This window comes from Arthrobacter sp. TJ-217, from assembly GCF_058269255.1.
Genome location: NZ_JBZCNJ010000003.1, coordinates 422,676 through 446,503, shown reverse-complemented (window position 1 = coordinate 446,503; position 23,828 = coordinate 422,676). Strand labels below are relative to the sequence as shown.

General features: G+C 65.6%; 30 protein-coding genes. 21 read left to right on the top strand and 9 right to left on the bottom strand.

What is annotated here, in order from left to right; translation table 11 throughout:
* Positions 1 to 1,553: zinc metalloprotease (locus AC4D2R_RS07970; protein WP_490939054.1), on the bottom strand; the 1,553-nt coding region annotated here is incomplete at its 3' end.
* A 291-nt stretch (positions 1,554 to 1,844) separates the two neighbouring features.
* A complete protein-coding gene (locus AC4D2R_RS07965; RefSeq protein WP_490939052.1) occupies positions 1,845 to 4,991 on the bottom strand; it encodes a hypothetical protein in 3,147 nt (1,048 codons plus the stop codon).
* A 507-nt stretch (positions 4,992 to 5,498) separates the two neighbouring features.
* On the opposite strand from AC4D2R_RS07965, the gene AC4D2R_RS07960 reads away from it, so the two are divergent.
* The 7 genes from AC4D2R_RS07960 (at position 5,499) to AC4D2R_RS07930 (ending at position 10,109) form a co-directional block, all read left to right on the top strand.
* Complete coding sequence (locus AC4D2R_RS07960; protein ID WP_490939080.1) at positions 5,499 to 6,725, top strand: TadA family conjugal transfer-associated ATPase; 1,227 nt, start codon at positions 5,499 to 5,501, stop codon at positions 6,723 to 6,725.
* Positions 6,722 to 7,582, top strand: a complete 861-nt coding sequence (locus AC4D2R_RS07955) for a type II secretion system F family protein (protein WP_490939050.1) — start codon at positions 6,722 to 6,724, stop codon at positions 7,580 to 7,582. The genes AC4D2R_RS07960 and AC4D2R_RS07955 overlap by 4 nt, the downstream gene beginning before the upstream one ends.
* Positions 7,583 to 7,890: 308 nt before the next feature.
* Positions 7,891 to 8,523, top strand: a complete 633-nt coding sequence (locus AC4D2R_RS07950) for a type II secretion system F family protein (protein WP_490939048.1) — start codon at positions 7,891 to 7,893, stop codon at positions 8,521 to 8,523.
* Positions 8,524 to 8,546: 23 nt separating this feature from the next.
* The gene (locus tag AC4D2R_RS07945) at positions 8,547 to 8,762 is read left to right on the top strand and encodes a hypothetical protein (protein ID WP_490939046.1); all 216 of its coding nucleotides are present in this window, start codon (positions 8,547 to 8,549) and stop codon (positions 8,760 to 8,762) included.
* Positions 8,763 to 9,173: a TadE/TadG family type IV pilus assembly protein gene (locus tag AC4D2R_RS07940; RefSeq protein ID WP_490939044.1), complete on the top strand. Its 411-nt coding sequence runs from the start codon at positions 8,763 to 8,765 to the stop codon at positions 9,171 to 9,173. It begins immediately after the preceding gene.
* Positions 9,154 to 9,630, top strand: a complete 477-nt coding sequence (locus tag AC4D2R_RS07935; protein ID WP_490939042.1) for a hypothetical protein — start codon at positions 9,154 to 9,156, stop codon at positions 9,628 to 9,630. The genes AC4D2R_RS07940 and AC4D2R_RS07935 overlap by 20 nt, the downstream gene beginning before the upstream one ends.
* A gap of 71 nt (positions 9,631 to 9,701) precedes the next feature.
* Positions 9,702 to 10,109, top strand: a complete 408-nt coding sequence (locus AC4D2R_RS07930; protein WP_490939040.1) for a pilus assembly protein TadG-related protein — start codon at positions 9,702 to 9,704, stop codon at positions 10,107 to 10,109.
* Between the two features lie 133 nt (positions 10,110 to 10,242).
* Here AC4D2R_RS07930 and AC4D2R_RS07925 read toward each other — a convergent pair whose 3' ends face one another.
* The 3 genes from AC4D2R_RS07925 to AC4D2R_RS07915 all read right to left on the bottom strand — a co-directional run bounded on the left by AC4D2R_RS07925 (position 10,243) and on the right by AC4D2R_RS07915 (position 11,779).
* Positions 10,243 to 10,446 carry a hypothetical protein gene (locus AC4D2R_RS07925; protein ID WP_490899720.1) on the bottom strand — a complete coding sequence of 68 codons (204 nt, stop codon included), beginning with the start codon at positions 10,444 to 10,446 and terminating at the stop codon, positions 10,243 to 10,245.
* Between the two features lie 99 nt (positions 10,447 to 10,545).
* Entirely contained in the window at positions 10,546 to 11,565 is a 1,020-nt protein-coding gene (locus AC4D2R_RS07920) for an ATP-dependent DNA ligase (protein WP_490939038.1), read from the bottom strand.
* Positions 11,552 to 11,779, bottom strand: coding sequence for a DUF2188 domain-containing protein (locus AC4D2R_RS07915; RefSeq protein ID WP_490939036.1), 228 nt, complete (start codon positions 11,777 to 11,779; stop codon positions 11,552 to 11,554). The genes AC4D2R_RS07920 and AC4D2R_RS07915 overlap by 14 nt, the downstream gene beginning before the upstream one ends.
* Positions 11,780 to 12,012: 233 nt before the next feature.
* On the opposite strand from AC4D2R_RS07915, the gene AC4D2R_RS07910 reads away from it, so the two are divergent.
* Complete coding sequence (locus AC4D2R_RS07910; RefSeq protein WP_490939034.1) at positions 12,013 to 12,477, top strand: GatB/YqeY domain-containing protein; 465 nt, start codon at positions 12,013 to 12,015, stop codon at positions 12,475 to 12,477.
* 39 nt (positions 12,478 to 12,516) lie between these two features.
* On the opposite strand, the gene AC4D2R_RS07905 is transcribed toward AC4D2R_RS07910, so the two are convergent.
* Positions 12,517 to 13,407: a hypothetical protein gene (locus AC4D2R_RS07905; RefSeq protein WP_490939032.1), complete on the bottom strand. Its 891-nt coding sequence runs from the start codon at positions 13,405 to 13,407 to the stop codon at positions 12,517 to 12,519.
* A gap of 265 nt (positions 13,408 to 13,672) precedes the next feature.
* Between AC4D2R_RS07905 and AC4D2R_RS07900 the strand changes: the two genes are divergently transcribed.
* The 9 genes from AC4D2R_RS07900 (at position 13,673) to AC4D2R_RS07860 (ending at position 17,849) form a co-directional block, all read left to right on the top strand.
* The gene (locus AC4D2R_RS07900; protein ID WP_490939030.1) at positions 13,673 to 13,993 is read left to right on the top strand and encodes a hypothetical protein; all 321 of its coding nucleotides are present in this window, start codon (positions 13,673 to 13,675) and stop codon (positions 13,991 to 13,993) included.
* Between the two features lie 382 nt (positions 13,994 to 14,375).
* Positions 14,376 to 14,579, top strand: coding sequence for a hypothetical protein (locus AC4D2R_RS07895; protein WP_490939028.1), 204 nt, complete (start codon positions 14,376 to 14,378; stop codon positions 14,577 to 14,579).
* Positions 14,572 to 15,018 carry a hypothetical protein gene (locus tag AC4D2R_RS07890; protein ID WP_490939026.1) on the top strand — a complete coding sequence of 149 codons (447 nt, stop codon included), beginning with the start codon at positions 14,572 to 14,574 and terminating at the stop codon, positions 15,016 to 15,018. Before AC4D2R_RS07895 ends, AC4D2R_RS07890 begins: the two co-directional genes overlap by 8 nt.
* Before the next feature lie 113 nt (positions 15,019 to 15,131).
* A complete protein-coding gene (locus AC4D2R_RS07885) occupies positions 15,132 to 15,491 on the top strand; it encodes a hypothetical protein (protein WP_490939024.1) in 360 nt (119 codons plus the stop codon).
* A 33-nt stretch (positions 15,492 to 15,524) separates the two neighbouring features.
* Positions 15,525 to 16,148: a hypothetical protein gene (locus AC4D2R_RS07880; RefSeq protein ID WP_490939022.1), complete on the top strand. Its 624-nt coding sequence runs from the start codon at positions 15,525 to 15,527 to the stop codon at positions 16,146 to 16,148.
* Positions 16,138 to 16,464, top strand: a complete 327-nt coding sequence (locus tag AC4D2R_RS07875; protein ID WP_490939020.1) for a hypothetical protein — start codon at positions 16,138 to 16,140, stop codon at positions 16,462 to 16,464. Before AC4D2R_RS07880 ends, AC4D2R_RS07875 begins: the two co-directional genes overlap by 11 nt.
* Before the next feature lie 193 nt (positions 16,465 to 16,657).
* Complete coding sequence (locus AC4D2R_RS07870) at positions 16,658 to 16,936, top strand: ArsR/SmtB family transcription factor (RefSeq protein ID WP_490899730.1); 279 nt, start codon at positions 16,658 to 16,660, stop codon at positions 16,934 to 16,936.
* Positions 16,933 to 17,325 (top strand): VOC family protein, encoded by a 393-nt coding sequence (locus AC4D2R_RS07865; RefSeq protein ID WP_490939018.1) that lies wholly within the window; start codon positions 16,933 to 16,935, stop codon positions 17,323 to 17,325. Before AC4D2R_RS07870 ends, AC4D2R_RS07865 begins: the two co-directional genes overlap by 4 nt.
* 95 nt (positions 17,326 to 17,420) lie before the next feature.
* Entirely contained in the window at positions 17,421 to 17,849 is a 429-nt protein-coding gene (locus tag AC4D2R_RS07860; protein ID WP_490939016.1) for a hypothetical protein, read from the top strand.
* Between the two features lie 168 nt (positions 17,850 to 18,017).
* On the opposite strand, the gene AC4D2R_RS07855 is transcribed toward AC4D2R_RS07860, so the two are convergent.
* Positions 18,018 to 18,962 (bottom strand): alpha/beta fold hydrolase, encoded by a 945-nt coding sequence (locus AC4D2R_RS07855; protein WP_490939014.1) that lies wholly within the window; start codon positions 18,960 to 18,962, stop codon positions 18,018 to 18,020.
* Positions 18,963 to 19,084: 122 nt separating this feature from the next.
* On the opposite strand from AC4D2R_RS07855, the gene AC4D2R_RS07850 reads away from it, so the two are divergent.
* The 3 genes from AC4D2R_RS07850 (at position 19,085) to AC4D2R_RS07840 (ending at position 21,317) form a co-directional block, all read left to right on the top strand.
* The gene (locus tag AC4D2R_RS07850; protein ID WP_490939012.1) at positions 19,085 to 19,225 is read left to right on the top strand and encodes a hypothetical protein; all 141 of its coding nucleotides are present in this window, start codon (positions 19,085 to 19,087) and stop codon (positions 19,223 to 19,225) included.
* 230 nt (positions 19,226 to 19,455) lie between these two features.
* Positions 19,456 to 20,463 carry a type I glyceraldehyde-3-phosphate dehydrogenase gene (gap, locus tag AC4D2R_RS07845; RefSeq protein ID WP_490939010.1) on the top strand — a complete coding sequence of 336 codons (1,008 nt, stop codon included), beginning with the start codon at positions 19,456 to 19,458 and terminating at the stop codon, positions 20,461 to 20,463.
* 221 nt (positions 20,464 to 20,684) lie between these two features.
* Positions 20,685 to 21,317: a pyridoxamine 5'-phosphate oxidase family protein gene (locus tag AC4D2R_RS07840; RefSeq protein ID WP_490939008.1), complete on the top strand. Its 633-nt coding sequence runs from the start codon at positions 20,685 to 20,687 to the stop codon at positions 21,315 to 21,317.
* Between the two features lie 50 nt (positions 21,318 to 21,367).
* On the opposite strand, the gene AC4D2R_RS07835 is transcribed toward AC4D2R_RS07840, so the two are convergent.
* Together AC4D2R_RS07835 and AC4D2R_RS07830 are read right to left on the bottom strand one after the other, a co-directional pair.
* Entirely contained in the window at positions 21,368 to 22,075 is a 708-nt protein-coding gene (locus AC4D2R_RS07835) for an SOS response-associated peptidase (protein WP_490939006.1), read from the bottom strand.
* Between the two features lie 75 nt (positions 22,076 to 22,150).
* Complete coding sequence (locus AC4D2R_RS07830) at positions 22,151 to 22,504, bottom strand: hypothetical protein (protein WP_490939004.1); 354 nt, start codon at positions 22,502 to 22,504, stop codon at positions 22,151 to 22,153.
* Between the two features lie 532 nt (positions 22,505 to 23,036).
* On the opposite strand from AC4D2R_RS07830, the gene AC4D2R_RS07825 reads away from it, so the two are divergent.
* Positions 23,037 to 23,762 carry a matrixin family metalloprotease gene (locus AC4D2R_RS07825; protein WP_490939002.1) on the top strand — a complete coding sequence of 242 codons (726 nt, stop codon included), beginning with the start codon at positions 23,037 to 23,039 and terminating at the stop codon, positions 23,760 to 23,762.
* The last annotated feature ends 66 nt before the right edge of the window (positions 23,763 to 23,828 follow it).

The following is a 23,828-nucleotide window of genomic DNA, read 5'->3' as shown; positions in this document are numbered from 1 at the left end:
TCATCGGTGCCGTTGCGGTTGAAATCCCCGGCATTGACCGCAGCCAGCGTCTTATCCAACACCACCGGAGCCGGAGCAGGAGCAGGAGGCGTCGGAGCAGGAGTCGGGGCGGGAGCGGGGGCAGGCACCGACGCCGGAGCGGTGATCGTGATCGTGGCGCTGGTGCTGCTCACCGTGTTGATCGCCACCTTGGTTCCCTTGTGGGTGGTGAAAGTCGAGCCGGCCTGCCATGAGTGGTTCGTGTTGTAGTAGCCGGCCCACCGGCTGTTCGGGGTGAGCGCGATCGAGGCGTTGCCGCTCCAGCCGAGGTGGTCCTTCTTGATGATCTTCACGCCGCGGTTGCCGCCGGTGGCGATGCTCGCATCCCGGCCCACGGGCAGGCGCAGCTCCAGGTAGTAGACCTCGCGGCTAACCGGGTCGGTGAACTTCACTGCGCGGTTCACGCCGCTTCCGGCCCATGCCGTGAGCGTGTAGCGCTTCGTCCCGGTCGCGACGCCCGCGTTGCGGATCTCGTCGCCCCGGCCGAAGCCGCCGTATTCGTACATGAAGGAGTTGATCATCGGGGTGTGGAGCTGGGCGAAGCCCATGATGTCCACGGTGTCGCCGTACTCCCAGGTCCTGCAGCTGGTGTCGCCCCAGCCCCCGGAAACCCGGGCCACGTCGAGGCGCCCGTTGCCGCAGTTAAGGGAGTTCGAGTGGTGAAGGCCCAGCACGTGGCCGAATTCGTGGGCCACAACATTGTTCGTTGTTGCCGAGGGGTAGGGCATGATCACGCGCCCGCTTGTCGCGCTGTCGGTGAAGCCGCCGCCGAGGATTCCCCAGTTGCCGTAGGAATTCAGGTCCTTGTGCGGCACGAAGATGACGAGGGCCTCATATGGCTTGTACTGCCAGTTCAGCTCCCGTGTCACCGTGGCCATGATCTGGTCGTAGGAGTCGGTGTGCTTGGCCTTCGACACGAACCCGCGCACCTCGGAGACGGTGGTCATGGAGAGGCGGTTGATCGATGCGCTTTTCCAGTAGGAGCTTGATGCGGTGATCGAGGCCCTGGCGGCGGCCATGTCGATGGCATTCACATCCGCGGTTGTCTTGTCCGCGAGCTTCACCGTGACGAGCTTGACCTTGAAGTCGCCGTAGCGGGGCCCGAAGGCGGCCGCACCGGCGGTGCCGTCGGTGGACTGCGCCTTGTGCAGATGGTCGCCCGGCTCGGGGTGGTTCTCTCCGAGCCGGGGGTTGGCTCCGGGCTCAAGGAGCGGGTTCCAGGTGGGGTCCGGCACGAAGGATGTCACCTCGTCGTCGGCGGGTTGCGCCGTGGCCGGCTCCGGAGCCTCGGCGGGCTCCGCGGAGGGTTCTGCCGGTGCGGGTGCCGGAGCAGGCGCAACGGCCGGGCCGGTGGGCTCCGGTGCAGGATTCACCGCGGGCGCTTCTCCCGCGGTGGGAGCTGTCGAAGGTGCGGGGTGGACCTGGGCAACAGCAACGGCGGGCACTGCGCTGACGAAAAGCGCAAGGGAAAGGGCTGCGGAGCACAAGAGTCTACGGGGGTAAGTCGATGTCAAAGTGGTTCTCCATAGTCCAGGCCGGAGCCAGGGCGGGCGATCCATCGAAGACTACATGGGAGTGACGTATGTGACTAATGATTCTTGTGTGAAAGCGGAATATTATGCGCCCCCTCGGCGTTTCGGCCTCCCCGAGGCGGCGTGTCGCAAAATGTCAAGGGATATCTTGAGGTGATTGCCGGAGTTCTTTGAGCCTCCGGGCCTTTGAGCCTTTGAGGTACCGGTGGCAGACGTGCAGCCCCGTCCACGGGGCGGGGCTGCACGTCTGGCGCGCGGTGGTTAGTCTCGCGCTCAGACCGCCTGGAAGCAGATTGACTGCGTGACGTCCGCCCCCGTTGAGGTGTATGCCTTCGCGACGACCATTGAGTAGCAGCCGCTTCGCGTCACGGTCACCACGAAGGCGACGTTGCCCAGATGGCCCGTTGCCTTCCGGGTGCTGTAGGCACCGCCGATGCCAAGTTTCACCGCCTGGTTGACGTTGCGGACTCCCGCCGGTGACGAAACGACCGAACGGAGGGTCACGGTCGAGCCTTTCGGCACCGTGCTCCAGACGCGCGCACCCCGAGCGTTGTACGCAGCGATCGGCTCGACGTAGGCCGTGGGCCGCCACTGCATCGAGTGGAGGGTGGCGGTCTTGGCCAGCCTCATCGCCCACAGCCCCAGCTGGGCGTACTGGGTGCGCAGGGTGACGTTGGAGGAGACGTACGCGGCGTCCTTCAGGGCGTTGTTCGCGTACACGCCGGGGGTCAGTGACTGCTGCCGGACCCTGCCGGTCACGTCGAAGAAGTTGACGAAGCTCGGCGGCCGCGACAGCCATTTCGTCATTCCCTCGTTGACGTAGTTTTTCCCGTAGAGGCGGATGGCCGATTCGAAGGTGTAGGCGTTGTGGTTCGCGTCCTGAACGAGGGGGCGGCCGATCGGGAGCTGCCCCGACGGAAGGTACATGTAGGCCCAGCCGCCGCCCGTCGCATTGTAGGTGTTGATGCCGAGCCACTTCAGCTGGGAAACAACGGCCTTGGCGCGTGCCAGGCGGGCCGGCTCGTTGTTCAGGACGCCGGAATCGACCACCTTGTCGAGGAACGCGGCGGCACCCAGGGACACATTCACCACGCAGCCCGAGGACGAGGGGCGGTCATAGCTGCTCTTGGAGTAGGCCATGCACTTCCCATGGGGCGTGTCGTCGATCGGCGTGCTGAGCAGCGAATCGACCGCCGCGAGGAGTTTCGCCTTGGGAACCCCGCCGCCGAGGAACCCCGTGAGCAGGACCTCTCCCACATGGTCCGCCGTCGTCACCGTATAGGTGGTCGACGCGCTGTTGACGGTGCCGTTGGAGAAGGCATCCCACGACTGGTCCATGCCGTAGCCACCGTCGGGCTTGACGAGGCTGTAGGTGCGGGCGAGGTAGCGCTGGGTGGCGGGATCCTTCCAGCCTCGGTATTCGGCCGAAAGGCGCGCCTGGTAGGCGTAGGTCCATGCGTCGTAGGCGCGCTGTCCGCCGGGGTCGCTCTCCATGCGGTGCAGCATGTCCTTGGCGATCGAGTTCCACCAGGCGCGTGATCCTGCCTGTGTCGGTGTTGGGGGCATTTCCTCCAGCGGCGCCACGGGGACGGTGGTCGCCGAGAGCCTTCCGGTGGTTGTGTAGCCGGATTTCGATCCGGTCACACGCACCTGCAGGCGTTTGCCCCGCACCGCCGACGTCGGGACGTACGACGCCGCGGAGGCGCCGGAAATCCGCGCTCCGTCGGCGTACCACGCGTAGCTCAGCGACACCGGCGCGGGCCCCCACTCGCCGGCCGAAACGGTCAGTTTCGTGCCGACGGCAAGCTGGCCAACGATCTTGGGCACCGGCGCAACGAGTGTCCGGTTGACCACCGGGTCGGTGGCCGCGGACGTCCGGCCAACGGAAACATAGCCCGTCTTGGAGCCGGTCACCCGGACGGTGAGGCGCTTTCCGACGGTCGAGGACGTCGGCACGTAGGAGGAGAGGGACGCCCCGGTGATCCGGGCGCCGTCGGCGTACCAGGCATAGGTGAGCTTCACCGGGGCCGGGCCCCAGGTTCCGGCGGCCGCCGTCAGTTTCGACCCGAGAATGGCGTTGCCTGTGATCTTTGGAACCGGCGCGATGAGGGCCTGTTGAGCCACCGGGTCGGTGGCCTTCGACATGCTGCCGACCGGCGTGTGGCCGGGCTTCGAACCCGTGACGCGCACCGTTAGACGCTTGCCGAGCATTGACGGCGTCGGCACGTACGAGGCGAAGGACGCGCCGTCGATCCGCACACCGTCGGCGTACCACGCATAGGTCAGCGTCACGGGGGCCGGCCCCCACTCACCCGGTGAGACCGTCAGCTTCGAATTGACCATCACGGCACCGCTGATCGTCGGTACCGGAGCGATAAGGCTCGTGATGGGCGCCGTCGGCTCGGACGTCTGCGAGGCGGGTGTGTAGCCGGGCGCCGAGGCGGTGACGGTCACGCTGAGCTGGTGGCCGACGTCGGCCGCCGTCGGGATGTAGGTTGCGGTGACAGCCCCCTCGATCGGCGTGCTTTCCTGCTGCCACTGGTAGCTGAGCGTTGCGGGAATCGGACCGGGTTCGCCGGTGACGGCGGTGAGCGGCATCCCGAGGTTGGGGCTACCGGAGATAGTGACTGAGGGGGCGGTCAGGGTGCCCGGCTGCACGACGTCGGGCAGCTTGTGGGTTGAGAGGCTGTTGACCCAGCCCTCGCGGGACAGGGTTGCGTGGACCGAGATGTCCTGGCCGAGGTCCTCCGCGCGGAGGGTGTAGGCCGGTTCCGTGGCGCCCTCGATGGGGTCGGAGTTCCGGAACCACTGAAGGGAGAGGGCGGCTCCGCTGGTATAGCCGGTGTGCTCGAAGACCACGGTCTGGCCGACCTGGCTCGATCCGCTGACGACGGGCGGTTCGTCAAAGGCCGGTGTCGGCTTCTCGAAGAGGCCGATTCCGCTGTCCTGGGTGTCGCCGTCCTCATTCTCGGTCGTGTTGGCGAAGAAACCAACGGCGACGGCGCTCTTCATGTCGGCTGCCCAGTACGGATCATCGGATGCCGGGGGCTCGAGCAGCGAATCGAGGTGGGCCTCGAGCAGTTCAACTTCAGATGCCGGCTCTGCCGTGGTCCTCTCGGCATAGGTTTTCCACTGCGGCGTCAGGTTGTGCTCAAGTTCGAAGGCCGTTGTCTGAAGGGCCTTGTCATCATCGGAGTCGGCGTGGATCGCTTCGAGGAAGGCGCCGGCCTCCTCGCTGAGCGTCACCGGTTCGAAGCCCAGTTCGTCGCGGGCGGCGTTGAAGTTGGCGATCGCTTCGTCGATGGTTGTGGCCGGCGGCGTGGGGGCGGGAACCTCGGTGCCGGGCTCCGGATCGACCGGTACTTCCTGCGCATAGGCCGGTGACAGCGATGAGCCGGCAATGGCCAGTGCGGTGAGCAATACGGCCGCAGCCTTCGCGTGGAACGCGAACCGATGTGCTGAGTTTCGGCTCTGCGGGCGCGGGACGGTGCTGGACTCCCGCGATCCGGGCACGGGAGCCCAAGGTGCTGACTTCATCATTTCCCCAAACAAGTGCTCCGAGACCGGTTCTTCACCCTGGGCGGCAGCGCGAGACAGCACCGCCTCGCGCTTATCGACTGGCGTTCAGGACGGTGCCGATGGAGCGATCGGTCCCGCAACTCTGAGCGCCACAAACACGCCGGGTGCTTTGAGCGTAGCTGAAGGCCTCCGGATCGAATAGACGGTGCAGGTGAATTGGATCAATGATTCCGCGTGCTCCGGGCTATGCCCCCTTGAAGCACAGTGGCGGGCGCTGGGCTAGTCGGGGAAAGTTGTCCACAATAACCAGTTGTACTCTGGTCCGTTCCGGAACCGCTCAGTAGGCTGTGACTGCGCCCAGCTCGGAGGTGCGTGCCGCTAGTGCCGCTCGACCGCCGGGGGACCGTCATGGATGCTGTGGGCATTGTCGAAGACGAGGTGCGCGAACTGATCCGCCGCCGTGGGCTGGACCCGGTGGATCAGGCGGCCGAGGTGATGAGCCTGGTTCATGCCGCTGTCGATGACTACGGCGAACGGGCGGTCCTCGGATCGCTGCCCCCGCTGGGGCCCCTTGAGAGCGCCCGGAAGCACGTGTTCGACGCCGTCGCCGGGTTCGGACCGCTGCAGCCGTTCCTTGATGATCCGACGATTGAGGAGATCTGGATCAACGCGCCGTCGGAGGTCTATGTGGCCCGGGCGGGGGAATCGGAGCTGACGTCGCTGACGCTGAGCGAGCGGCAGGTGCGCGACCTCGTGGAGCGGATGCTCAAGTCCTCGGGCCGGCGCCTTGACCTTTCCTCGCCGTTCGTCGATGCGTCGCTGCCGGATGGTTCCCGGCTTCACGTGGTCATCCCGGATGTCACGCGCCGCCACTGGGCCGTGAACATCCGGCGGTTTATCGTGCGTGCGGGCCGGCTCGAACAGCTCGTCGCTCTGGGCACCCTGACCCATCAGGCCGCCCGGTTCCTTGACGTGGCGGTGGCGAGCGGGCTGAACATCCTGGTCTCCGGCGCGACCCAGGCGGGGAAAACCACTTTGCTGAACTGCCTTGGCGCCGCGATCGGCCCGCGAGAGCGTGTTGTCACGGTCGAGGAGATTTTCGAGCTTCAACTCCCGCTGCGCGACGTCGTGGGCCTGCAGTGCCGGCAGCCGAACCTTGAAGGCCAGGGAGAGATTCCGCTGCGGCGGCTGGTGAAGGAAGCATTGCGGATGCGCCCGGATCGCCTCATCGTCGGGGAGGTCCGCGAGGCGGAGAGCCTCGATATGTTGATCGCATTAAATAGCGGGCTTCCGGGGATGTGCAGTGTCCATGCCAACTCGGCCCACGATGCCGTGGCGAAGATTTGCACGCTTCCGCTGTTGGCGGGCAAGAACATCTCCAGTGAGTTTGCGGTGCCGACTGTTGCGTCGTGCATCGACCTCGTGGTTCATTGTGCCCGGCTGCGCGGCGGGCAGCGCCAGATTCAGGAGGTCCTGGCGCTCGGCCGGCGGGTGGAAAACGGCGTCATCGAATCGGCCTCGGTTTTCACCCGTATCGACGGATCGCTCCGGTTCAATGCTTCATCGATGCCGGCCCAGGAGAAGTTCGCTGCAGCAGGTGTCGACGTCTCCGCTCTGCTTGAGGACCACCGATGAGTGCGGTGTTGGGGATGGCAATGGGGGCCGGCCTCTTCCTGATGTGGTGGTCCTCTTGGTCCTCCCCTGTGCCGCCGCGGGCGGCGCAGGTCAGGAGTCAGTCGAGATTGAGCCGCCTGTTGATTCGCGCTGGCCTGAGTCAGGTCTCTCCCCGGGGGCTTGTTGGAACCTGTCTGGCCGTTGGCCTGATCGTGTTGCTGTGCGGCCTTGCTTTCTCGGGGTCGGTGCCGATTGCGGCATGCTTCGCGCTGTTCGGCGGCACCCTTCCGCTGAGCATCGTGCGATGGCGGGCGAAAAGGAGGACGGCGTCCCTGCAGGAGCTGTGGCCCGACGTCGTCGACCATCTGCGCTCCGCAATCCGAGCGGGGCTTTCGCTGCCCGAGGCGTTGATTCAGCTTGGTGAGAAGGGGCCGGCGGAACTGCGTGCCGCGTTCGTCGCCTTCGGCTCCGACTACCGGGTCGGAGGCCGCTTCGACGAGTCACTGAACAGCCTCAAGGACAGGCTCGCTGATCCCGTGGCGGACCGGATCGTTGAGGCACTGCGCCTCACCCGCGAGGTCGGCGGATCGGACCTCGGACGCCTCTTGGGCACTCTTTCCGAGTTTCTGAGGGACAGTGCCCGTACCCGCAACGAACTAGAGGCCCGGCAATCCTGGACGATCAATGCGGCCCGTCTGGCTGTCGCCGCTCCCTGGTTTGTCTTGCTGCTCCTGGCGACCCGCCCCGAGGCAGTGCGTGCCTACAGCACAGCGGCAGGGGCCGTCGTGCTCCTGGGTGGGCTGGCGGTCTCCTTTCTCTGTTACCGGGTGATGCTGCGTGTCGGTTCCTTGCCCAGGGACGAAAGGGTGCTGCGATGATGCCCTACCTTGCGTTGTCTGCCTTGTGCGGGAGCGTGCTCGGTTTTGGTCTGTGGCTCGCCGGCATCGGGCACCCGGCAGCGCGGAGGGCGCGTTTCGTTGATCGGATCGGCCCCCAGTTGAGAGCCGTCGAGGCTCCATCACGGCTATTGGGCCGGGGCCGGTCCGGGGTATCCACTCTTGCCGGTCCGCTCGGACACATCCTCCGGTCGGCACTTTACGACCTGGCCGGGTGGTTCGTTCGATTCAGCCCCGCTTCGAGGGCCCTGGCACTTCGCCTGGACCAATCTGGCGCAGGTCAGTCGGTTATGGAGTTCCGGGCGCGGCAGATCGTCACCGGCGCAGTGGGCTTCTGCGTCTCAACGGTCCTCATGGTCCTGTGGGGCGTCTCAGGCGGCGGAAGCGTTGTAGCTGCATTGGCCATCGTTCTGGGCAGCGCCGTCGGGTCCGGGGCTGTGCTTGAGATGCGTCTCAGGTCGCGGATACGCCGACGTGAAGCGAGAATGCTTGCCGAATTTCCGAGCATCGCCGAGCTGATGGCACTGGCGGTGAGCGCCGGCGAAAGCGCAACCGGCGCCTTAGAGCGGATATGCCGAACCTCCCACGGAGAGCTCGCGAAGGAGTTCGGCGAACTGCTGGCCGACACGCGTGCCGGTATGCCCCTGATTGACGCGCTTCAGGCGTTCTCGGACAGGAACCGCCTGGCGCCTCTGGTGCGGTTCGTGGACGGACTCACGGTTGCGGCGCAGCGCGGAACACCTCTGGCCGATGTTCTGCGGGCCCAGGCGCAGGACGTGCGCGACCTGTCAAAGCGCGAATTGATGGAGTCAGCGGGGAAAAAGGAGATCGCGATGATGATCCCTGTTGTTTTCGGGGTGCTTCCGCTGACCGTCTTATTCGCGGTGTTCCCCGGCCTTGCACTGATCCAGCTCGGATTCTGACATCCCGAGGGAAAGGAACGGACATGCTAGAACCATTCGGACGACACGGGGCGGTCTTCATTGCCCGGCTCGCAGCGCTGTTCGCCCGCACCGGGGAGGATGATCCGGAACGCGGCGATGTCCCGGGGTGGGTGATGATCACCCTCATGTCGGCGGTCCTCGTGGCGGGGCTGCTTGCGGTTGCGGGGCCGGCACTCCAGGGACTGTTCGAATCGGCGATCAGCCAGGTCGCTCCCTAAATGGACCGGATCCGCGCCCGGAGCCGGCGGCCCCGACCGGGAAGCGGCGAGTGCGGGGCGGCCGTGGTTGATTTCGCTTTGATCGGCGGACTGTTGACGGTGATTTTCGTCGCCATAATTCAGCTGACGCTGGTTCTGCACGTTCGGAACACACTGATCGATGCGGCGTCGTCCGGAGCCCGATACGGAGCTCTGGCGGACCGGACGCCCGGGGATGCGAAAGAGCGCACGGTGTCACTGATCTCCACGGCACTGACTGACGACTTCGCCGGCGACGTATCGGTGCGCCGCCGCACCGTTGGTGGTGCAGGCACGGTCGAGGTCATCGTGCGTGCGCCGCTGCCGGTGATCGGACTCATCGGTCCGACGGGGACGCTGGAAGTATCAGGCCATGCGGTGCTCCCGTCCTGAACGCGGAACAGCGCGCGGGACATACCGGCGCCTGCTCGACGCGGCAGGGAAGCAGGAGGGAAGCGCAGTTCTCGAGTTCACCTTTCTGGGGCTGCTTCTGCTTGTACCCGTTGTCTACCTAATCCTCACCGCCGCTCAGTTGCAGGCCGGGTCGTTCGCCGTCATTGGTGCCGCGGACCACGCCGCGAAGGTATTCGTTGAGGCCGACAGCACCGAGGAGGGCGAGGGAAACGCGCGGCAGGCGGCACTGACGGCGCTGGCCGATTTCGGTTTCACCCCGGACCAGTCCCGCATCCACATCACCTGTGCGGGTGAGTGCCTTTCACCCGGGTCGAGCACCACAGTGACGGTGCACCTGGAGGTGCCCCTTCCCCTGATTCCCACAATGCCCGGAACCAACGCCTCGGCGGCCACGGTCGACTCCTCAGCAACTCAGATTGTGCAGCGGTTCGGATGAAGCCGCCTTGGGAAGGGGGAACACCGGGTCGGCCGCCGTTTCCGTCCCGCCTGCGTGGTGAAGAGGGCCAAGTGGGAGTGCTGATCATCGGATACCTTGTGGTGTCCCTGCTCGTTCTGTCGGTGGTCCTCGCCGCCACCTCGGTGTATCTGGGGCACAAGAGGCTGCTGTCTGTCGCCGATGGCGCGGCCCTCGCCGCCGCCGATTCCTTCACGATCGGCACTGGTCACGGCGGCGGGACCGCGCCGGTCTTGGAACAGGGCACCGTGGCGACGGCTGTGCACGGGTACTTGGAGCAGACGTCGGCGTCGGCGCGCTTTCACGGCCTGCAGGTCGGGCCGGGGACGGGCACGCCCGACGGCAGGACCGCACAGGTGGCGCTGACCGCCGTCGTGCACCCGCCCATGGTGAACATCCTGGTCCCCGACGGCGTCCCCATTGCGGTCACCGCCAACGCCCGCTCGGAACTCACCCGCTGACCGCTCCAGACACGGTATGAACGCTCTTCGAACGAGCATTGAAGAGCGCACGTGAGGCGCGCCGGCATCTGGTCCTGCATGCGCGGGCTAGCCCGACAATGCAGTCAGGTGGGGAGAAGCGGTGTAACAGCGCTCAGTCCACAAACTCCGACTGGGTTTCGATGAAGTCCCAGTCACCGGAAGAAAGGGTAGTCCCTTCGAGATTGGGGCCACCGACCGCACTGACGGCACTGGCGGCGTCAGGATCGATCTCCGATGCCCCGAGATTCTCGCGGAACCATTCCTTGTGGGTGACGTCCAGAAGGAGCCACCACTGCTCGATGCGTAGTTCTGCCATGAATTCACTCCAGAAGAATCGGTCTTTCCCACAACGGTAGGCGCGTTGGACCGCCCCTTCAAGGGCACACTGGAGCGCGCTGACGGGATGAACCGAATCTCACCGCCCGAAGCGGGCCGGGACGTCCACCTCGTCGGGACTGAGCTCGGGGCGCAGACGGACGAAGCGCAGCGGGTGCCGGAAGGAAGTCCCCGAGAACGCGGCGTCAGCGGTGACCTCCATAACCACCGGCTGCACGAGCGTCAGCCGGGTGGGTCCGTTGGCTGCATTGAATCGGGACATCGAAGCCGACATGAACTCCTCCGGCCACGGGTGACCGGCCTCGGCTGGAGCGAGCATCCGGCCCAGGATTTTGGAAGCGTCTGCGGAGAGCGGGACGGTTCTTCCGACGATCGTCAGGTCACCGTCGAGCATAATCCCTGCGATGATCGTCGCGGGACGGCTGATCGGCCCGGTGACCGCCCCGCACACCAGATCGAGGGTGTCGCGGTGCTTGACCTTGAGCCACTGGCGCTCGCCGCCGTCGTACGCAGTGCCGGTGCCCTTGATGACCAGGCCCTCAATACCGGTGGCGGGCATCGTCTCGAACCAGGTCCGCGCCAGGTCCGGGTCCCGGGTGGCGGGGGAGAGGGTCATCGGCGGCGCCCAATCCGCGGCGAGTTCCTCGAGTAGTTCTCGCCGGCTGCTCAGGGGGAGTTTTCGAGCGTCCCGGCCGGCGACGCAGAGCAGGTCGAACGCGGTGAAGTGGGCCGGCAGGTCCTGGACCACCCGGGCGAGGTTCCGCTTTGATGCACCGACCCGTGCCTGAAGGGCGCCGAAGTCGAGCCGGTCGTTGTTCCAAATAACCGCTTCGCCGTCGATGATGCAGCCCGGTGGGATGAGGTCGTCGGCGATGAGCGCCAGGTCAGGGAAGTACGTGGTGAGGTTGTTGCCGTTCCTTGACCACAGCTCGGTGCCGTCTTCCTCGCGGATGATCGCTATGCGGTAGCCGTCCCATTTGGGTTCGTAAAGGCACCCGCCCGGAAGCGCGCCCGGTTCCGGGATTGAGGCGACGGGCTTTGCCAGCGCCAGCTTGATGGGCGGCTGCAGCCGGCTCGGGATTCCCTCAGCCCCGGACACGGCGTGCGTCGTGCCCGTAGGAGGTCCGTTCGTCGATGGTCCCGTCGAGGTTTCGGACGATGTGTTCGACCTTTTCCGCCTTGGCCACACCCCTGCCGATGGCTGCTGCCTCTTCCTTGGTGTCCCGCAGGCCCCACGGCTTGTCATCAACGACCTCGCGCCGATTCATCCACAGGCCGTGCTCGTGGAAGGTCTCGACATCTCCCTTAGACATGGTGTCCCCTCTCGCCGGATTATTGCGACACCCTATCGAGGAGTTGGTTGCGGCGGCCAACTATTCCTCGTCGGCCGGACGTCGGTGCCAGCCAACGGTGCAGAATAGAACCAAGAGCCGGGCGGTCACCGGGTGGAACGCGGCACTGCGGGAGGGCTCCGGGTGAGGCAGGATCCTCCTGCCTCACCCATCGTTACCGGTGCTGACGCACCGACCATAAAGCGAGGAGCACCATGACCACCCTGAAAGAACGCCTCAAGGCCGATGTCATCACCCACATGAAGGCCGGGGACCGGCTGAAGCTGACCACCGTGCGCAATGTGCTCGGTGAAATCTCCACCCGCGAGAAGTCCGGCAAGACGCCCGTCGAGCTCGACGACGCCCAGGTGACCTCCCTGCTCCAGAAGGAAGCGGCAAAGCGCCGCGACACCGCCCGGATCTACACCGAGGCGGGGGAGACCGAGCGCGCCGCCGCGGAGATCGCCGAAGCAGAGGTCATCGAGGCGTACCTGCCGGAGGCCCTGACCGCGGCCGACGTCGAAGCCATCGTCGACAAGGTCATCGCCGCGCTGAAGGCGGACGGCCAGGAACCAACGATGCGCCAGATGGGGGCTGTCATGAAGCCCGTCACCGCCGAGGTGGCGGGCCGCTTCGACGGTAAGGCGGTCAGCGAGATCGTCCGCGGACGTCTCGGCTAGGTCGTCCTGAACGCGCCCTCGCATCGTTGAGGTCAGCCGTTACCCGCACCGCGGGATGATCTTGCAGGCAAAGGCAAAGTTGAGGTATTTCCCAATCTGAAGCCCGTTGTCGATCTGCCCTGAAAAACCGTTGACGTGCGTATTCCAGCTGGTCTTGACCGGCGGGACGTCGTCGGCCGCCTGAGCGGCGTTGTCCGCTTTCTGCATCGCCGGCCAGCAGGTGCCAGCCCCGGTCGCCTTCAGGCCCATCTGGAGCTGATCGACCAGTTCGCTCGTTTCATCGAGTTCGCTTGCCGCATGCGATGTCTGCGTAGCGGACAGCATGCACTGGGCGATGGCGCGGGAATGCCCGGTCTGCTGTTTGATGGTCCGGTCGAGGTACTTGGCGCCGTAGCTGGCCGCATAATCAATCCCAAACTCCTGCACTGCCCAGGCTGCCGTCAACTGAGGGTCGGGGGTCCAACTGAGAACCGCCCCGTCGGGGATGTCCACCGAGTCCCCGGGAACCATGTACAGGAGGCCCGATACCGCAACCCCGGAGGTCCGGAAAAACTCGGAATGGGTGCCGTACTCAAGAATTCTCATTTCGGTCACCGAGCTGTCGAAGACCCACACCCCGTCACTCTTGTTCGTGAGGAACGTGTCCGCCGGACCCGCGCAGACCAGTACCTCCGAGTACACCTCGGCCTCATCAGGCCCGAGTCCGCTGTACCCGGCATTCTCGTACCCTGGAGCCCACTCCGGGCATGTCTCCGGTGGCTCTGACCTCAGCTGCGCAAGGAGCTTTTCAATGGCCGCCGGATCGATTGTCGGTGTCGCCGAAGGCAGGGCGACGGTCGGTGTTGACCATGCTGTGGCTTCCGGCTCGCGCGGAGGGTCGGGTTCATCGCCGTCACAGCCCGACATAGTGACCGCGGCCAAGACGGTCACCGCAGATGCAATCCATCGAAGGGTCCTGGATTTCACGGACTTCCCCGCCCGCTCTGAGGATGATGGGGCTGATGCTACGCCTGCGCGGCTCCTGCCGGAAGTGCGGCTTCGCGAGGCATAGGACTCGAGCACCTCCCCGCCGGGAGGGGGCCTGTAGCTGCGGATCGCCAAGAGTGAGGCCGCTGCCGCTATCCAGGTGATCGAGCGGGCCCTCGCGAACCTGGAACATCAGTTCCTCCAAACCAAGCCCGGCGGGGACCCCAACGTGGACCGAAGCGTCCGGCGGCACTACGGCGCCTGCAAGGCGGTCGTCAAGCACCCCGACGGGGAGCCGAACCGTCCGGTGACCTGTGCCTACTGCGAGACGCACGGAATGCCCCGGGGTGCCCGGACGGAGACCGGGTACGACCACAGCATCGTCCGGCGGGCGAAGGACAACCTCATCGACCTGCTCATGCGAGACCTTGAGCGGGAGCAGGCGACGATCACTCTGGCCCCCAGGGACATCGCGAAGGCGGAGGCGGGGACGTGCAACTTCGGGCCCCGAAGGTGGAATGTTGGTTGGGCCGGGAGGACGTTGCCGTGACGGCGGTCCGGCGGTTCAGCGGCCCCTGTCAGACGCGCGAGATCTTCGTGCTGCCGGTCGACGAGCCCTGATCCGAGCGCCCGGCGACCGTTCCGGGCGCTCCGCGGAAAAGCGTTGCGGGACCGTAATCAGAACCCGACTTCGACGGAGCTTCGTGGCTGTACAGTCCGTCTCATCATCCGGTTTGTGGGGGCAGCTGGATGCGGATGACGCACATCGTGCGGAGGCCAGAAAGTGCCCCGATCCCGGTTTCGATGAGCCCAGCCTGCCGCCTTTCCCGGCGCCCAGGACTGATTCAAGGCGCCACCCTTCCAGATGAAAGAACGACCGTGAACAAGCCATCCATCCTCGCACTCTCCGCTGCAGCCATGCTGCTCGCAGGATGCACCGCCCCGGCAGCGTCAGGACCTGCCGAAGCACCCACACCGCGACCTTCGGCCAGCGCATCCAGCTCGCCTTCCGCGACCCCGAAACCGGCACCCACCAAGGCAGCACCCGCCACCTCGAAGCCGACGGCCGCCCCATCGCCGGCGCCTGCGCCGCCTGGGCCTGCACCGGTCGTGGCGGATCCCGCCTTGGTGCCTGAAGCGCCCCACCCGGCGCCCATCATGCCCGAGGCACCCCAGCCGGCCCCTGTACCCCCGGTCGCATCGCAGCCTGCCGAAACGCTGCCGCCGTTCGTTCCGGCACCCCACTCACCCCACGCGTGGAACTACCCAGATCTGGCGCCCGTCCCGGGGCCGGAGCCGGTCCGTGTCGAGCGCAAGACGGGAACATCCTGGTTTGTCGTCGGGGACGGCTACGCGCCCGGAACCGAGACTGAAATCTCGTTTGGCGGGTGGCAAACCGACGGCGAAGCCTTCGACATCCCGACTGTCTTCGCCGACGCCAACGGCCGCTACTCCGTGATGATTCGCCTCGAAGTGGACTTCCCGCCGGGCACCTACGGAATCCTGGTCCGGTCGAAGCCCTTCGCCGAGGAGACCAAGCGACACGCGATCGTCGAGGTCGTTGCGGCTTCATAACCTCACCTGGTGCCGCTACCCCTGGATGGACTTGGGCGAAACCACCCATCCGGGGGAGTGCGCCTCACGGCGCCATTGGGGACGGAGACTCCCCTGCCCCACACATAACCGGCATGAGCGACTACCAGAGTTCTAAGACCCCTGTGACCGCTCCGGCAGATGACGGCTTTGATGCCGCCTTGTTCGAGAAGGCCTTCAACGCGGAGACCCATGTGGGCTGCGTCGACCGTGCCGTCGCCAAGATCACCGCCGGGATCAAGGCCATCGCAGGGCTCTCCGAGCCGGCTGGGATGCGGATGGATCCGCGCATGCCCGTGGCGGCGTTTGCCTCCGGCGGCCAGGGCGGAATTGTCTGCGGTGATGCCTTTGAAAAATTGCTTCCCGCCGGCGCCGCGCACAGGAGTCGAATCGTTTCGCAGCCGGTTCAAATTCACCGCGTTCAGCGACCGAGGAACCATCCCGCGCAAGACTGAGCCGCAGCAAAGGCACTGAACCATGGGGGATAAGTGGCGGAGACAGGCAAGAGCGAGGAACCACCCAGCCGCTGGGTGACGGCTGAGCGGTGGGCGCCCGGCACCCGGGACAATGGCATGGGTGAGGCGGTCCGGATCTACTACACCCGGTATTTCCCCGCTCTGGCCCTGCCCCTTCTCGCCCTGGGAGCCGGGGTTTCCTATCTGCTGGGGCGCGGGCAGGCCTCCTGGTTGGAGTACCTTCAGATCGGCGTGCTGCTGATGGCCACCGGCTGCATGATCGGCGGATTCGTCTACAACACCAAGCGGGTCAAGCCCTCAGTGGACCTGGGCAGGGCAGACGTAATGGTCGCGCTCAACAAGGCCGACCGGGCTTCGGTGAGGCGGCAGATCGCAGGCAAGGAGCCCCCGGACCAGGAACACCTGACGGTGGTGCGGGCCGCGGCTGTGCAGATGCGAAAGCAGACAGCGACCTTCCTGCTGGTCGCGCCGTTCTACCTGTTCCTTATCGTTTCGCAGGACCTGTGGTGGACGGCTGCCGCCCTGACCCTAATCCTGCTGGTGACCATCTCCTTCCTCATGCGCGATTTCCGCCGCCAGGGCCGGTTCCTCCGGGAGACCGAGAGCTCCGGTCTGGGCCGTGACAATGCGCATTGAACCAGGGGGCAAAAAGGGGGAGCGGCCCAGCCACTGGGTGGCGGCCGAACGGCGGGCTGCCGATGTGCGGGATAACGGCATCGGTGAGGCCCTGCGGGCCTACTACACCCGGCACCTGCCCGTCGGGGTGCCGCTCCTCCTGGTGCTGGGGGCTTTCCTCTCTCACTTGCTGTTCGGCGGCGGGTGGGATCATTGGACCCGGCACCTTGACGTCGGCGTGCTCGTGATGGTCATCGGCGGGTGGATCTACAAGAAGCGGGTGGCACTGGGCCGGGTGATCACGTGGGCAAGCGTCTCAGGAACGCTCCTGCAGTGACCCTGCGTGCAGCGGTGGAGTGGAAGCCTTCCCTGACGCAGTCAGACGGGCTATCTGCCACGGAGTCAGCAAGTTCAAAAGCCCCCCGGCCTGTGGCTGGCTCATCTGGCGGTGGCCCGCCTAGCTCGATTCTCAATAGCAGCAGCTCTGTGATCCATTGACATGCAAGCAACTGCTTGCCTATGCTCGCCCCATGAGCGATGTTTTCAAGGCACTTGCCGACGAAACCCGCCGCGCCATCCTTGATGAACTTCTCGAACGGGGTGATCAGACCCTTTTCGAAATCTGTACCCGGCTCGCCATGAAGCACGGACTCGGCGCTTCACGACAGGCGATCTCGCAACACCTGGGCGTGCTCGAGGAGGCGGGGCTTGTCCATAGCGAGCGCCGCGGCAGGTACAAGTTCCATACGCTCGACACAACGCCGCTCGCGCAGATCGCCGAGCGCTGGCCCGTGAAGGAGTTCCCGTGAAAATCAACCTCACAACCGTCTTCGTGGACGATCAAGCTGCCGCTCTGGATTTCTACACCAGCAAACTGGGGTTCGAGGTGGCGTCGGACATCCCCGTCGGCGAATACCGGTGGATCACGCTCGTTTCGCCGGAGGATCCAACGGGAACGCAGCTCTCCCTTGAGCCATCGGACCACCCCGCCGTCGTGCCGTTCAAGCAGGCGCTTGCTGAGGACGGGATCCCCTTCACCTCCTTCGCCGTCGACGACGTCAACGCCGAATACGAGAGGCTCCGGGCCCTGGACGTGGTGTTCACGCAGCCGCCGACGGAAAGCGGCCCGGTCACCACGGCAGTCCTTGACGACACGGTAGGAAACCTCATTCAGATCGCCGCCATGAAGCAGGAATGACGAGACCAAGATCAGCGCCAAGGGCATGATTCCCTCCGCACAGGCGAAGGATCGGCACGGCAAACCCTCAGCCGACCGGGAGGTATTCTCAGCCCATGTTGATCCGTGAAACAGCCGGCGAGGATGGACCCGCGGGACCCGGTCTCGGAGTCCTCCTCAGGGGAGTGGGCACCGGCGGGGCACTGGGGACGATCAGTGGAGCCCTCTACATGCCGCTGCCCGCCGCGCCGGGCCTGGTCCTCTTCGCTGCACTGTTCGGATTGGGTGCGGGTCTCGCCGTCGGCTTCGTGTGCACAGCCACGGGACTGGCGTTGCACGGCCTCGCTGAACGCCGGGCCCCGGCGCTCCGCGCCCCCGCTGCCGCCGTCGGCGCATCGGCGATGGTGCTGATCAGCGCCGCTTCCCTCGGAATCCCGCCGACCCTGCGTGACGCCTGGCCCATCCTCGTCTTCACCGTAGTTGCCGCGGTCCTGGCTGTCTGGATCACCCGCCCGCTGCGCAAGGTCACACCCTCCCGGGCGTAGAGGCGGCGGGTGGGCGCGCAGGTATGTGAGGGGTTGCCGGCTCTATCGATGAATTCCGGGTCGTAACTGCCCCGGCGGGGTTCAGCGGGTGGAACCGCTTGGCGGGGGAACCGGGTGACAGCGAGCCGCCACCCGGTTCCGTGTTCCGGTCGATGCCCGAGCTGTTGCCTAGTGGTGGTGTTCGCCGGTCGTCGCATGCACGGCATCGAGGATGATCTCGGTCGTGGCCTCCGGCTGGGAAATCATCGACACATGCGATGCCTCCACCTCGGTGATCGTGGAGCCTGCCCGTTCGGCCATGTAACGCTGGGTGGCCGGGGGAATGGCCTTGTCCTCGGTGCCCAGCAGGTACCAGGACGGGATGGTCTTCCAGGCGACCGGTCCGGACGGCGCACCGAAGGCCGCTTCGGCGAACGGCCGCTGCGTGGCCGCCAAAACGGCGGCGGTCTCCTCGTCAACGTCGGCGGCGAAGGCCTCGCGGAACTTCTCCGGGTCCAGGTACAGGTCAACGACCTCGGTTCCGTCGGGGTTCGTTGAGGGAACCGGCACCAGGGCCTCGGGGACCAGGCTGCCCTCGTTCAGCTGCGCGAGCTGGAGGACGCTTTCGCCCTCATCGGGCACCCAGCCGTTGATGTACACCAGGGCTTTGACCTGCTCGTTGCCGTAAGCCGCGTTGGAGATCACGGCGCCGCCGTACGAGTGCCCCACCAGGACGATCGGGCCTTCGATGGTGGCCAGAAGGGACGCGACATACGCCGAATCGGTCGTGAGATGGCGCAGCGGATTCGACGCTCCAATGACGCGGTAGCCCTGGTCCTGGAGATCCGTGATGGACGCGGCGAAGCCGCTGTTGTCGGCCCAGGCGCCGTGCACGAACACGATCGTCGGCATTACCGGCTCGGCCGAGTTGCCCGTTCCGGTGTCCGATTGCTGCTCGGCGGAGCCGGGGACGGAGAAGGCGGGCGTCATCCAGGCGCCAAGCAGGGCGATGCAGGCGCCAAGCAGCGCAATGATGCTCAGCGCGCGCCGTGCGTACCGGCGCCGGGCGCGGGGTGGGGTCGACTCCCTGCCGGGGCTTTGTCCGGTGTCCGGCTCCGGAAATGAGGCGTTCATGAAGATCTCCTTCCTAGCACCGACCGGTGTGGTCAGTTGATGCCCAAAAGTCTCGCTACCTCATCCACGCCTCGCGCCCAGGGAACCCACTGGCTTTTTCCCGGGTTCCCCGGCTCGCGGACGTGCCTACAGCCCTGGTCATTGGATCGCCGATTGGTCCGGGCATCGGCCTGCTCATCGATGCCTACGTGCCGGCGCTCCATCCGGTGCTCATGACGAGCCACCCGTGCCCCTTCGCCCGGGCGGAACATCGCGCGGAATAATTAGTGCACTAACGGTGCTGTAATTGGTGCGGTAGCTCCCGAGAGCCGCGCTTTCTACCCAGGCGGTCAGCCCGGACCAGCACCCGGCGCTGACCTCATAACTTCACAAACCACAACGCAAAGGCCCCGGCCTGCCTGCCCGCAGCACCCGGGTGCCTGCCTTCCAGACCTCCCCAAATGTCCATCAACCCCAAGGAAGAAGTCCCTGCCCGGGGACAGAAGGAGTCATCATGACAGTACGCATTGGCATCAACGGATTCGGCCGAATCGGGCGAAGCTACTTCCGAGCCGCCCTCGAGCGGGACGCTGACTTCGAAATCGTGGCGGTCAATGACCTCACCGACCCGGCTACCCTCGCGCACCTGCTCAAATATGACTCCGTAGGAGGCCGGCTTAACGCCAGCGTGACGGTCGACGACGGCAACCTGGTCGTGGGAAACCGGACGATCAAGGTTCTGGCCGAACGCGATCCAGCGAAGCTGCCGTGGAAGGACCTCGGCGTAGACATCGTCATCGAATCGACCGGGTTCTTCACCAACGCAGCCGACGCCCGCAAGCACCTGGACGCCGGAGCGAAGAAGGTCCTGGTCTCCGCGCCCGCCAGCGGTGAGGACCTCACCGTCGTGCTGGGCGTCAACGACAAGGACTATGACTCGGCGCGGCACAGCATCATCTCGAACGCCTCCTGCACCACCAACTCCCTGGGGCCGGTGGCCAAGGTGCTCAATGACGCGTTCGGAATCGAGCGCGGGCTGATGACCACGGTCCACGGCTACACTGCGGACCAGAACCTGCAAGACGGACCGCACAAGGACCTGCGCAGGGCCCGCGCAGCAGGAGTGAACCTCGTGCCCACCTCCACCGGGGCGGCCAAGGCAATCGGCCTCGTCCTTCCCGAGCTCAAGGGCAAACTCGACGGCTACGCCATCCGGGTCCCGGTCCCGACAGGCTCCGCCACCGACCTCACCGTGACCCTGAGCCGCGAAGTGACCGCGGAGGAGGTCAACGCTGCTTTCAAGGCCGCCGCTGAAACCGGACCGCTGAGCCCCTACCTGAGCTACACCGAGGACCCGATCGTTTCCTCGGACATCGTCGGAGACCCTTCATCGGCGATCTTCGACTCCGGGCTGACAAAGGCCGTGGGAAACCAGGTCAAGGTTGTCGCGTGGTACGACAACGAATGGGGCTTTTCCAACAGGCTCGTCGACCTGACGACCATCATCGCCGAGTCCCTGTGACCGCCGGCACGACCGGCTGCCCCGATTCTCCCGCCCTCACCGGGAGTGGGAGAGGCGGGGCTGTCGGCATCGATGCCCGCGCCAGCACCGGTGGAAGCGCCTTTCGTCAGTCCCACGGCGCATCCGAGTCCTTGCCCACTCACGGTCGCGGCTCGCCGGCTATCAGCCCAGGGGCGGAACCATAAGCATAGGAACCCAACCATGAGTCGAAGGACCCAACCATGAGCAAGCATTACGCGGGCATAGCATTCACACCGGCAGTCCGGCAGGCCCAGGAGCGCCACGGAAGCGGCGACTTCTATGGCCCCAAGGCAGACAAGGCGTTGGCGGCGCCCGGGTCCGACCCGCTGGGGCCGCGGGAGCAGACCTATCTCGAGGAACGGGACGGGATGTACCTTGCCAGTGTTGGAGAGACGGGGTGGCCCTACGTGCAGTTCCGCGGTGGCCCGCCCGGCTTCATCAAGGTCCTCGATAAGCACACGATCGGCTGGGCCGATTTCCGGGGCAACCTTCAGTACGTGAGCACCGGAAACATGGCTTCGACGGACAAGGTCTCGATCATCGCCGTTGACTATGCGAATCAGAATCGACTGAAGCTTTTCGGAAACGCGCGGATCATCACGCGGGACGAGGATCCGGAAATGCTCAAGGCCCTGGCCGTTGAGGGTTACGGCGGCGTCGTGGAACGCGCCGTCGTCGTGGACGTCGAAGCCTTTGACTGGAACTGCCCCCAGCACATCACGCCCAAATACACGCTGGCCGAACTTGAAGAGGTCATTGACCCCGTCCGCCGCCGCATGGACACACTTGAAGCCGAGAACGCCGCACTTCGCGCCAGACTCACCAAGGTGTGAAGCCCGCCGGGGTCCCTGCCATGAAGCATCTGGCGGCTGACCCGGGTTCCCTACTCGGCCGGCCGGATGAGGTGGGGTCCGTCGTTGCGCACTGATCCCACCTCCTTGCCGACAACGCGGGGAACAAGGACCGGCGGCGGGATCGAGTCAATGAGGGACTGCACGTCCTGTTTCGACGTCGTCGCCGGATCCAGCCAGTCCGCGTAAAGGTCTGGAGGCACGATGAGCGGGGACCGGTCGTGGATGTGCCCGAGGGCGTCTGTGGCGTCGGTGGTCATGATGGTGGCCGTGGTCAGCCACTTCTCCGGATCGTCCTCAGGCTTGTCCGGATCCGGCCAGTACTCGAACAGGGCGGCGAAGGCGATCAGGTCGTCCTCGTTCTCCGGGTGAAGGTACGTGGGCGTCTTGGTCCCGTCCGGATTCTTGGCCCACTCGTAGTACCCGTTCGCCGGCACCAGTGCCCGCCGCTTGGCGGCCGCCTGCCGGAACGACGGCTTCTCGACGACGGTCTCGGCGCGGGCGTTGATCATCTTCGAACCAATCTTCGGATCCTTCGCCCACACGGGCACCAGACCCCATTTCGCGATGTCCAGCCGGCGGGTGAGCGTTCCGTCCCGCAGGCGCTCTGAGACAAACGGGATGCCCGTCATGGGCGCCACATTCCAAGACGGGTTCACCTCATCCTGAAAGGACTCGTCGACGCTGAACGCGTCGAGCATTGCCGCCTTGTTCCCCGCGATCACAAATCGTCCGCACATGCGCCTATTCTGCCCCAGCCCGGTGACATCCTCACGCATCGGCTCTGCGCGGGCTGCCGCAGCGACCTGTGAGGATCACCGGCCAGCGAGGGAATGCCCGCGGGAACCGGGTTTATAGGTACGGACTCCGTATGGGCCGAGCTCCATGAACCTCTCGCCTTCCTTGGCCGTCAGTGCCGCTTCCCAAACGTGGATGGTAAAAAGGCCCAGCAGTGAAATCCCGGAGCCGGCGGCACCTCTTGGGTACGTGGCATTGACCTGTTCGGCAAGCTCGCGGAGGGGTAGCTGAAATTCGAAGACTCCCTTGTTCGGCGGGGCGAGGTGATATTGGAGGCGCTCCCCGTCACCTTCGCCAACGACCTCAAAATGTCCGTCCGGGTCGTCTTGTATCTGGATGAGCTCCCGCAGATTTCTAGCAGAGATATACATGCGCCTGATTATGGCGGATGAAAGGCGGTGGAGCGCCGGGACCACCGCTCCGACACCATCTGGTGGCTCGACCTCCACGAAAACCCGTACCGGAGATAAAGGAGCTCTTGCCGGAGGTTCGGGTATGGCCTACCCAGCGCCGTCCGGATTCCCCTGTTGGTGCTGCTCCTTCTTCTGTCGTCGATCAAGGTGCGGGCCACGACTGACCTGGACGCGGCACATGCCCCTCTGCTTGAAAGTGCCCGCGCCTGGCATCGACGACCCGCCGCGTGGCACACGGCGACGACGGCACCACCTGTTAGCATCGGCTGATCCACTGCTCGATCGTCCGTGCACAGCGTCGGCGCCCCGGTGGTTGGCACCCGGAATTTCCCTCAGGAAGGCAGCGCATGGCCATAGCGGCTCCCGACCTCGTTCAGCTCCGCCCGTCGTGCCTCTCGGGCTGGCAGCCCCCGGCATGAAGCGTGCCACCGTGGTCCGGGCGGCGGTATGCTTGGCGGCGGCCGGCCTCATTTGGACGGCGGCGGGCAACGTGGACGACTTGTCCCAGGACGCGGAGGGCCATGCACCGCCGAACCGGGCGCTTTACGCCAATTGGCCCACTCCGCTCCTGAGCCAGCCGGCGGAACCGCTTGGAACACCGGAGCCGCTGGCCGAGGAGAGCGACGCGTACGTGTTCGCAAGAGGCACGGACGGTTCCCCGACCAGATTCGACCCCTGCGAGCCCATCCACTATGTCATCCGCCCCGACAACGCACCGCCCGGCGGTGAAGCGCTGGTGAAGGAACCGGTCGACCGGATATCCCGGGCCACCGGGCTGCAATTCGTGTATGACGGGGGTACCGCCGAACCGCTGGGCCTTTTCCGCGAGAACGTGCAGATGGAACTCTACGGCGACCGCTGGGCGCCCGTCCTCATCGTCTGGTCCACACCGGAGGAGAGCATCGATCTAGCAGGGGAGGTGACTGGGATAGGCGGCGGTGTCAGCGTGCAGGCCGACGGATACCCTGAGATTTACGTGAGCGGAAAGCTGGTCCTTGACGCCCCGCAGCTCACCCCCATGGTCACGGCCGGTGACGACAAGCTGGTTCGTGCTGTGATCCTTCACGAACTGGGCCATGTTGTGGGACTTGACCACGTCGAGGACCGGGAACAGCTCATGTTCGCGGAGATGACGCCTGAGTCGTCAGATTTGGCACCCGGCGACCTCGCAGGGCTCGCCATTCTTGGCGCGGGACCGTGCATTCCCGAAATCTGAGTCTTTCGGACCATGGATCCAAAAGAAAGCGGCCCCGGCTCAAGGAGCCGGGGCCGCTTTACGTGG

Coding starts and splice junctions, on each gene's coding strand:
- AC4D2R_RS07960 (WP_490939080.1), top strand. CDS start 5,499: ATGGATGCTGTGGGCATTGTCGAAGACGAGGTGCGCGAACTGATCCGC.
- AC4D2R_RS07955 (WP_490939050.1), top strand. CDS start 6,722: ATGAGTGCGGTGTTGGGGATGGCAATGGGGGCCGGCCTCTTCCTGATG.
- AC4D2R_RS07950 (WP_490939048.1), top strand. CDS start 7,891: ATGGAGTTCCGGGCGCGGCAGATCGTCACCGGCGCAGTGGGCTTCTGC.
- AC4D2R_RS07945 (WP_490939046.1), top strand. CDS start 8,547: ATGCTAGAACCATTCGGACGACACGGGGCGGTCTTCATTGCCCGGCTC.
- AC4D2R_RS07940 (WP_490939044.1), top strand. CDS start 8,763: ATGGACCGGATCCGCGCCCGGAGCCGGCGGCCCCGACCGGGAAGCGGC.
- AC4D2R_RS07935 (WP_490939042.1), top strand. CDS start 9,154: ATGCGGTGCTCCCGTCCTGAACGCGGAACAGCGCGCGGGACATACCGG.
- AC4D2R_RS07925 (WP_490899720.1), bottom strand. CDS start 10,446: ATGGCAGAACTACGCATCGAGCAGTGGTGGCTCCTTCTGGACGTCACC.
- AC4D2R_RS07915 (WP_490939036.1), bottom strand. CDS start 11,779: ATGTCTAAGGGAGATGTCGAGACCTTCCACGAGCACGGCCTGTGGATG.
- AC4D2R_RS07910 (WP_490939034.1), top strand. CDS start 12,013: ATGACCACCCTGAAAGAACGCCTCAAGGCCGATGTCATCACCCACATG.
- AC4D2R_RS07895 (WP_490939028.1), top strand. CDS start 14,376: ATGCACCGCCCCGGCAGCGTCAGGACCTGCCGAAGCACCCACACCGCG.
- AC4D2R_RS07885 (WP_490939024.1), top strand. CDS start 15,132: ATGAGCGACTACCAGAGTTCTAAGACCCCTGTGACCGCTCCGGCAGAT.
- AC4D2R_RS07875 (WP_490939020.1), top strand. CDS start 16,138: ATGCGCATTGAACCAGGGGGCAAAAAGGGGGAGCGGCCCAGCCACTGG.
- AC4D2R_RS07870 (WP_490899730.1), top strand. CDS start 16,658: ATGAGCGATGTTTTCAAGGCACTTGCCGACGAAACCCGCCGCGCCATC.
- AC4D2R_RS07860 (WP_490939016.1), top strand. CDS start 17,421: ATGTTGATCCGTGAAACAGCCGGCGAGGATGGACCCGCGGGACCCGGT.
- AC4D2R_RS07855 (WP_490939014.1), bottom strand. CDS start 18,962: ATGAACGCCTCATTTCCGGAGCCGGACACCGGACAAAGCCCCGGCAGG.
- gap (WP_490939010.1), top strand. CDS start 19,456: ATGACAGTACGCATTGGCATCAACGGATTCGGCCGAATCGGGCGAAGC.
- AC4D2R_RS07840 (WP_490939008.1), top strand. CDS start 20,685: ATGAGCAAGCATTACGCGGGCATAGCATTCACACCGGCAGTCCGGCAG.
- AC4D2R_RS07835 (WP_490939006.1), bottom strand. CDS start 22,075: ATGTGCGGACGATTTGTGATCGCGGGGAACAAGGCGGCAATGCTCGAC.
- AC4D2R_RS07830 (WP_490939004.1), bottom strand. CDS start 22,504: ATGTATATCTCTGCTAGAAATCTGCGGGAGCTCATCCAGATACAAGAC.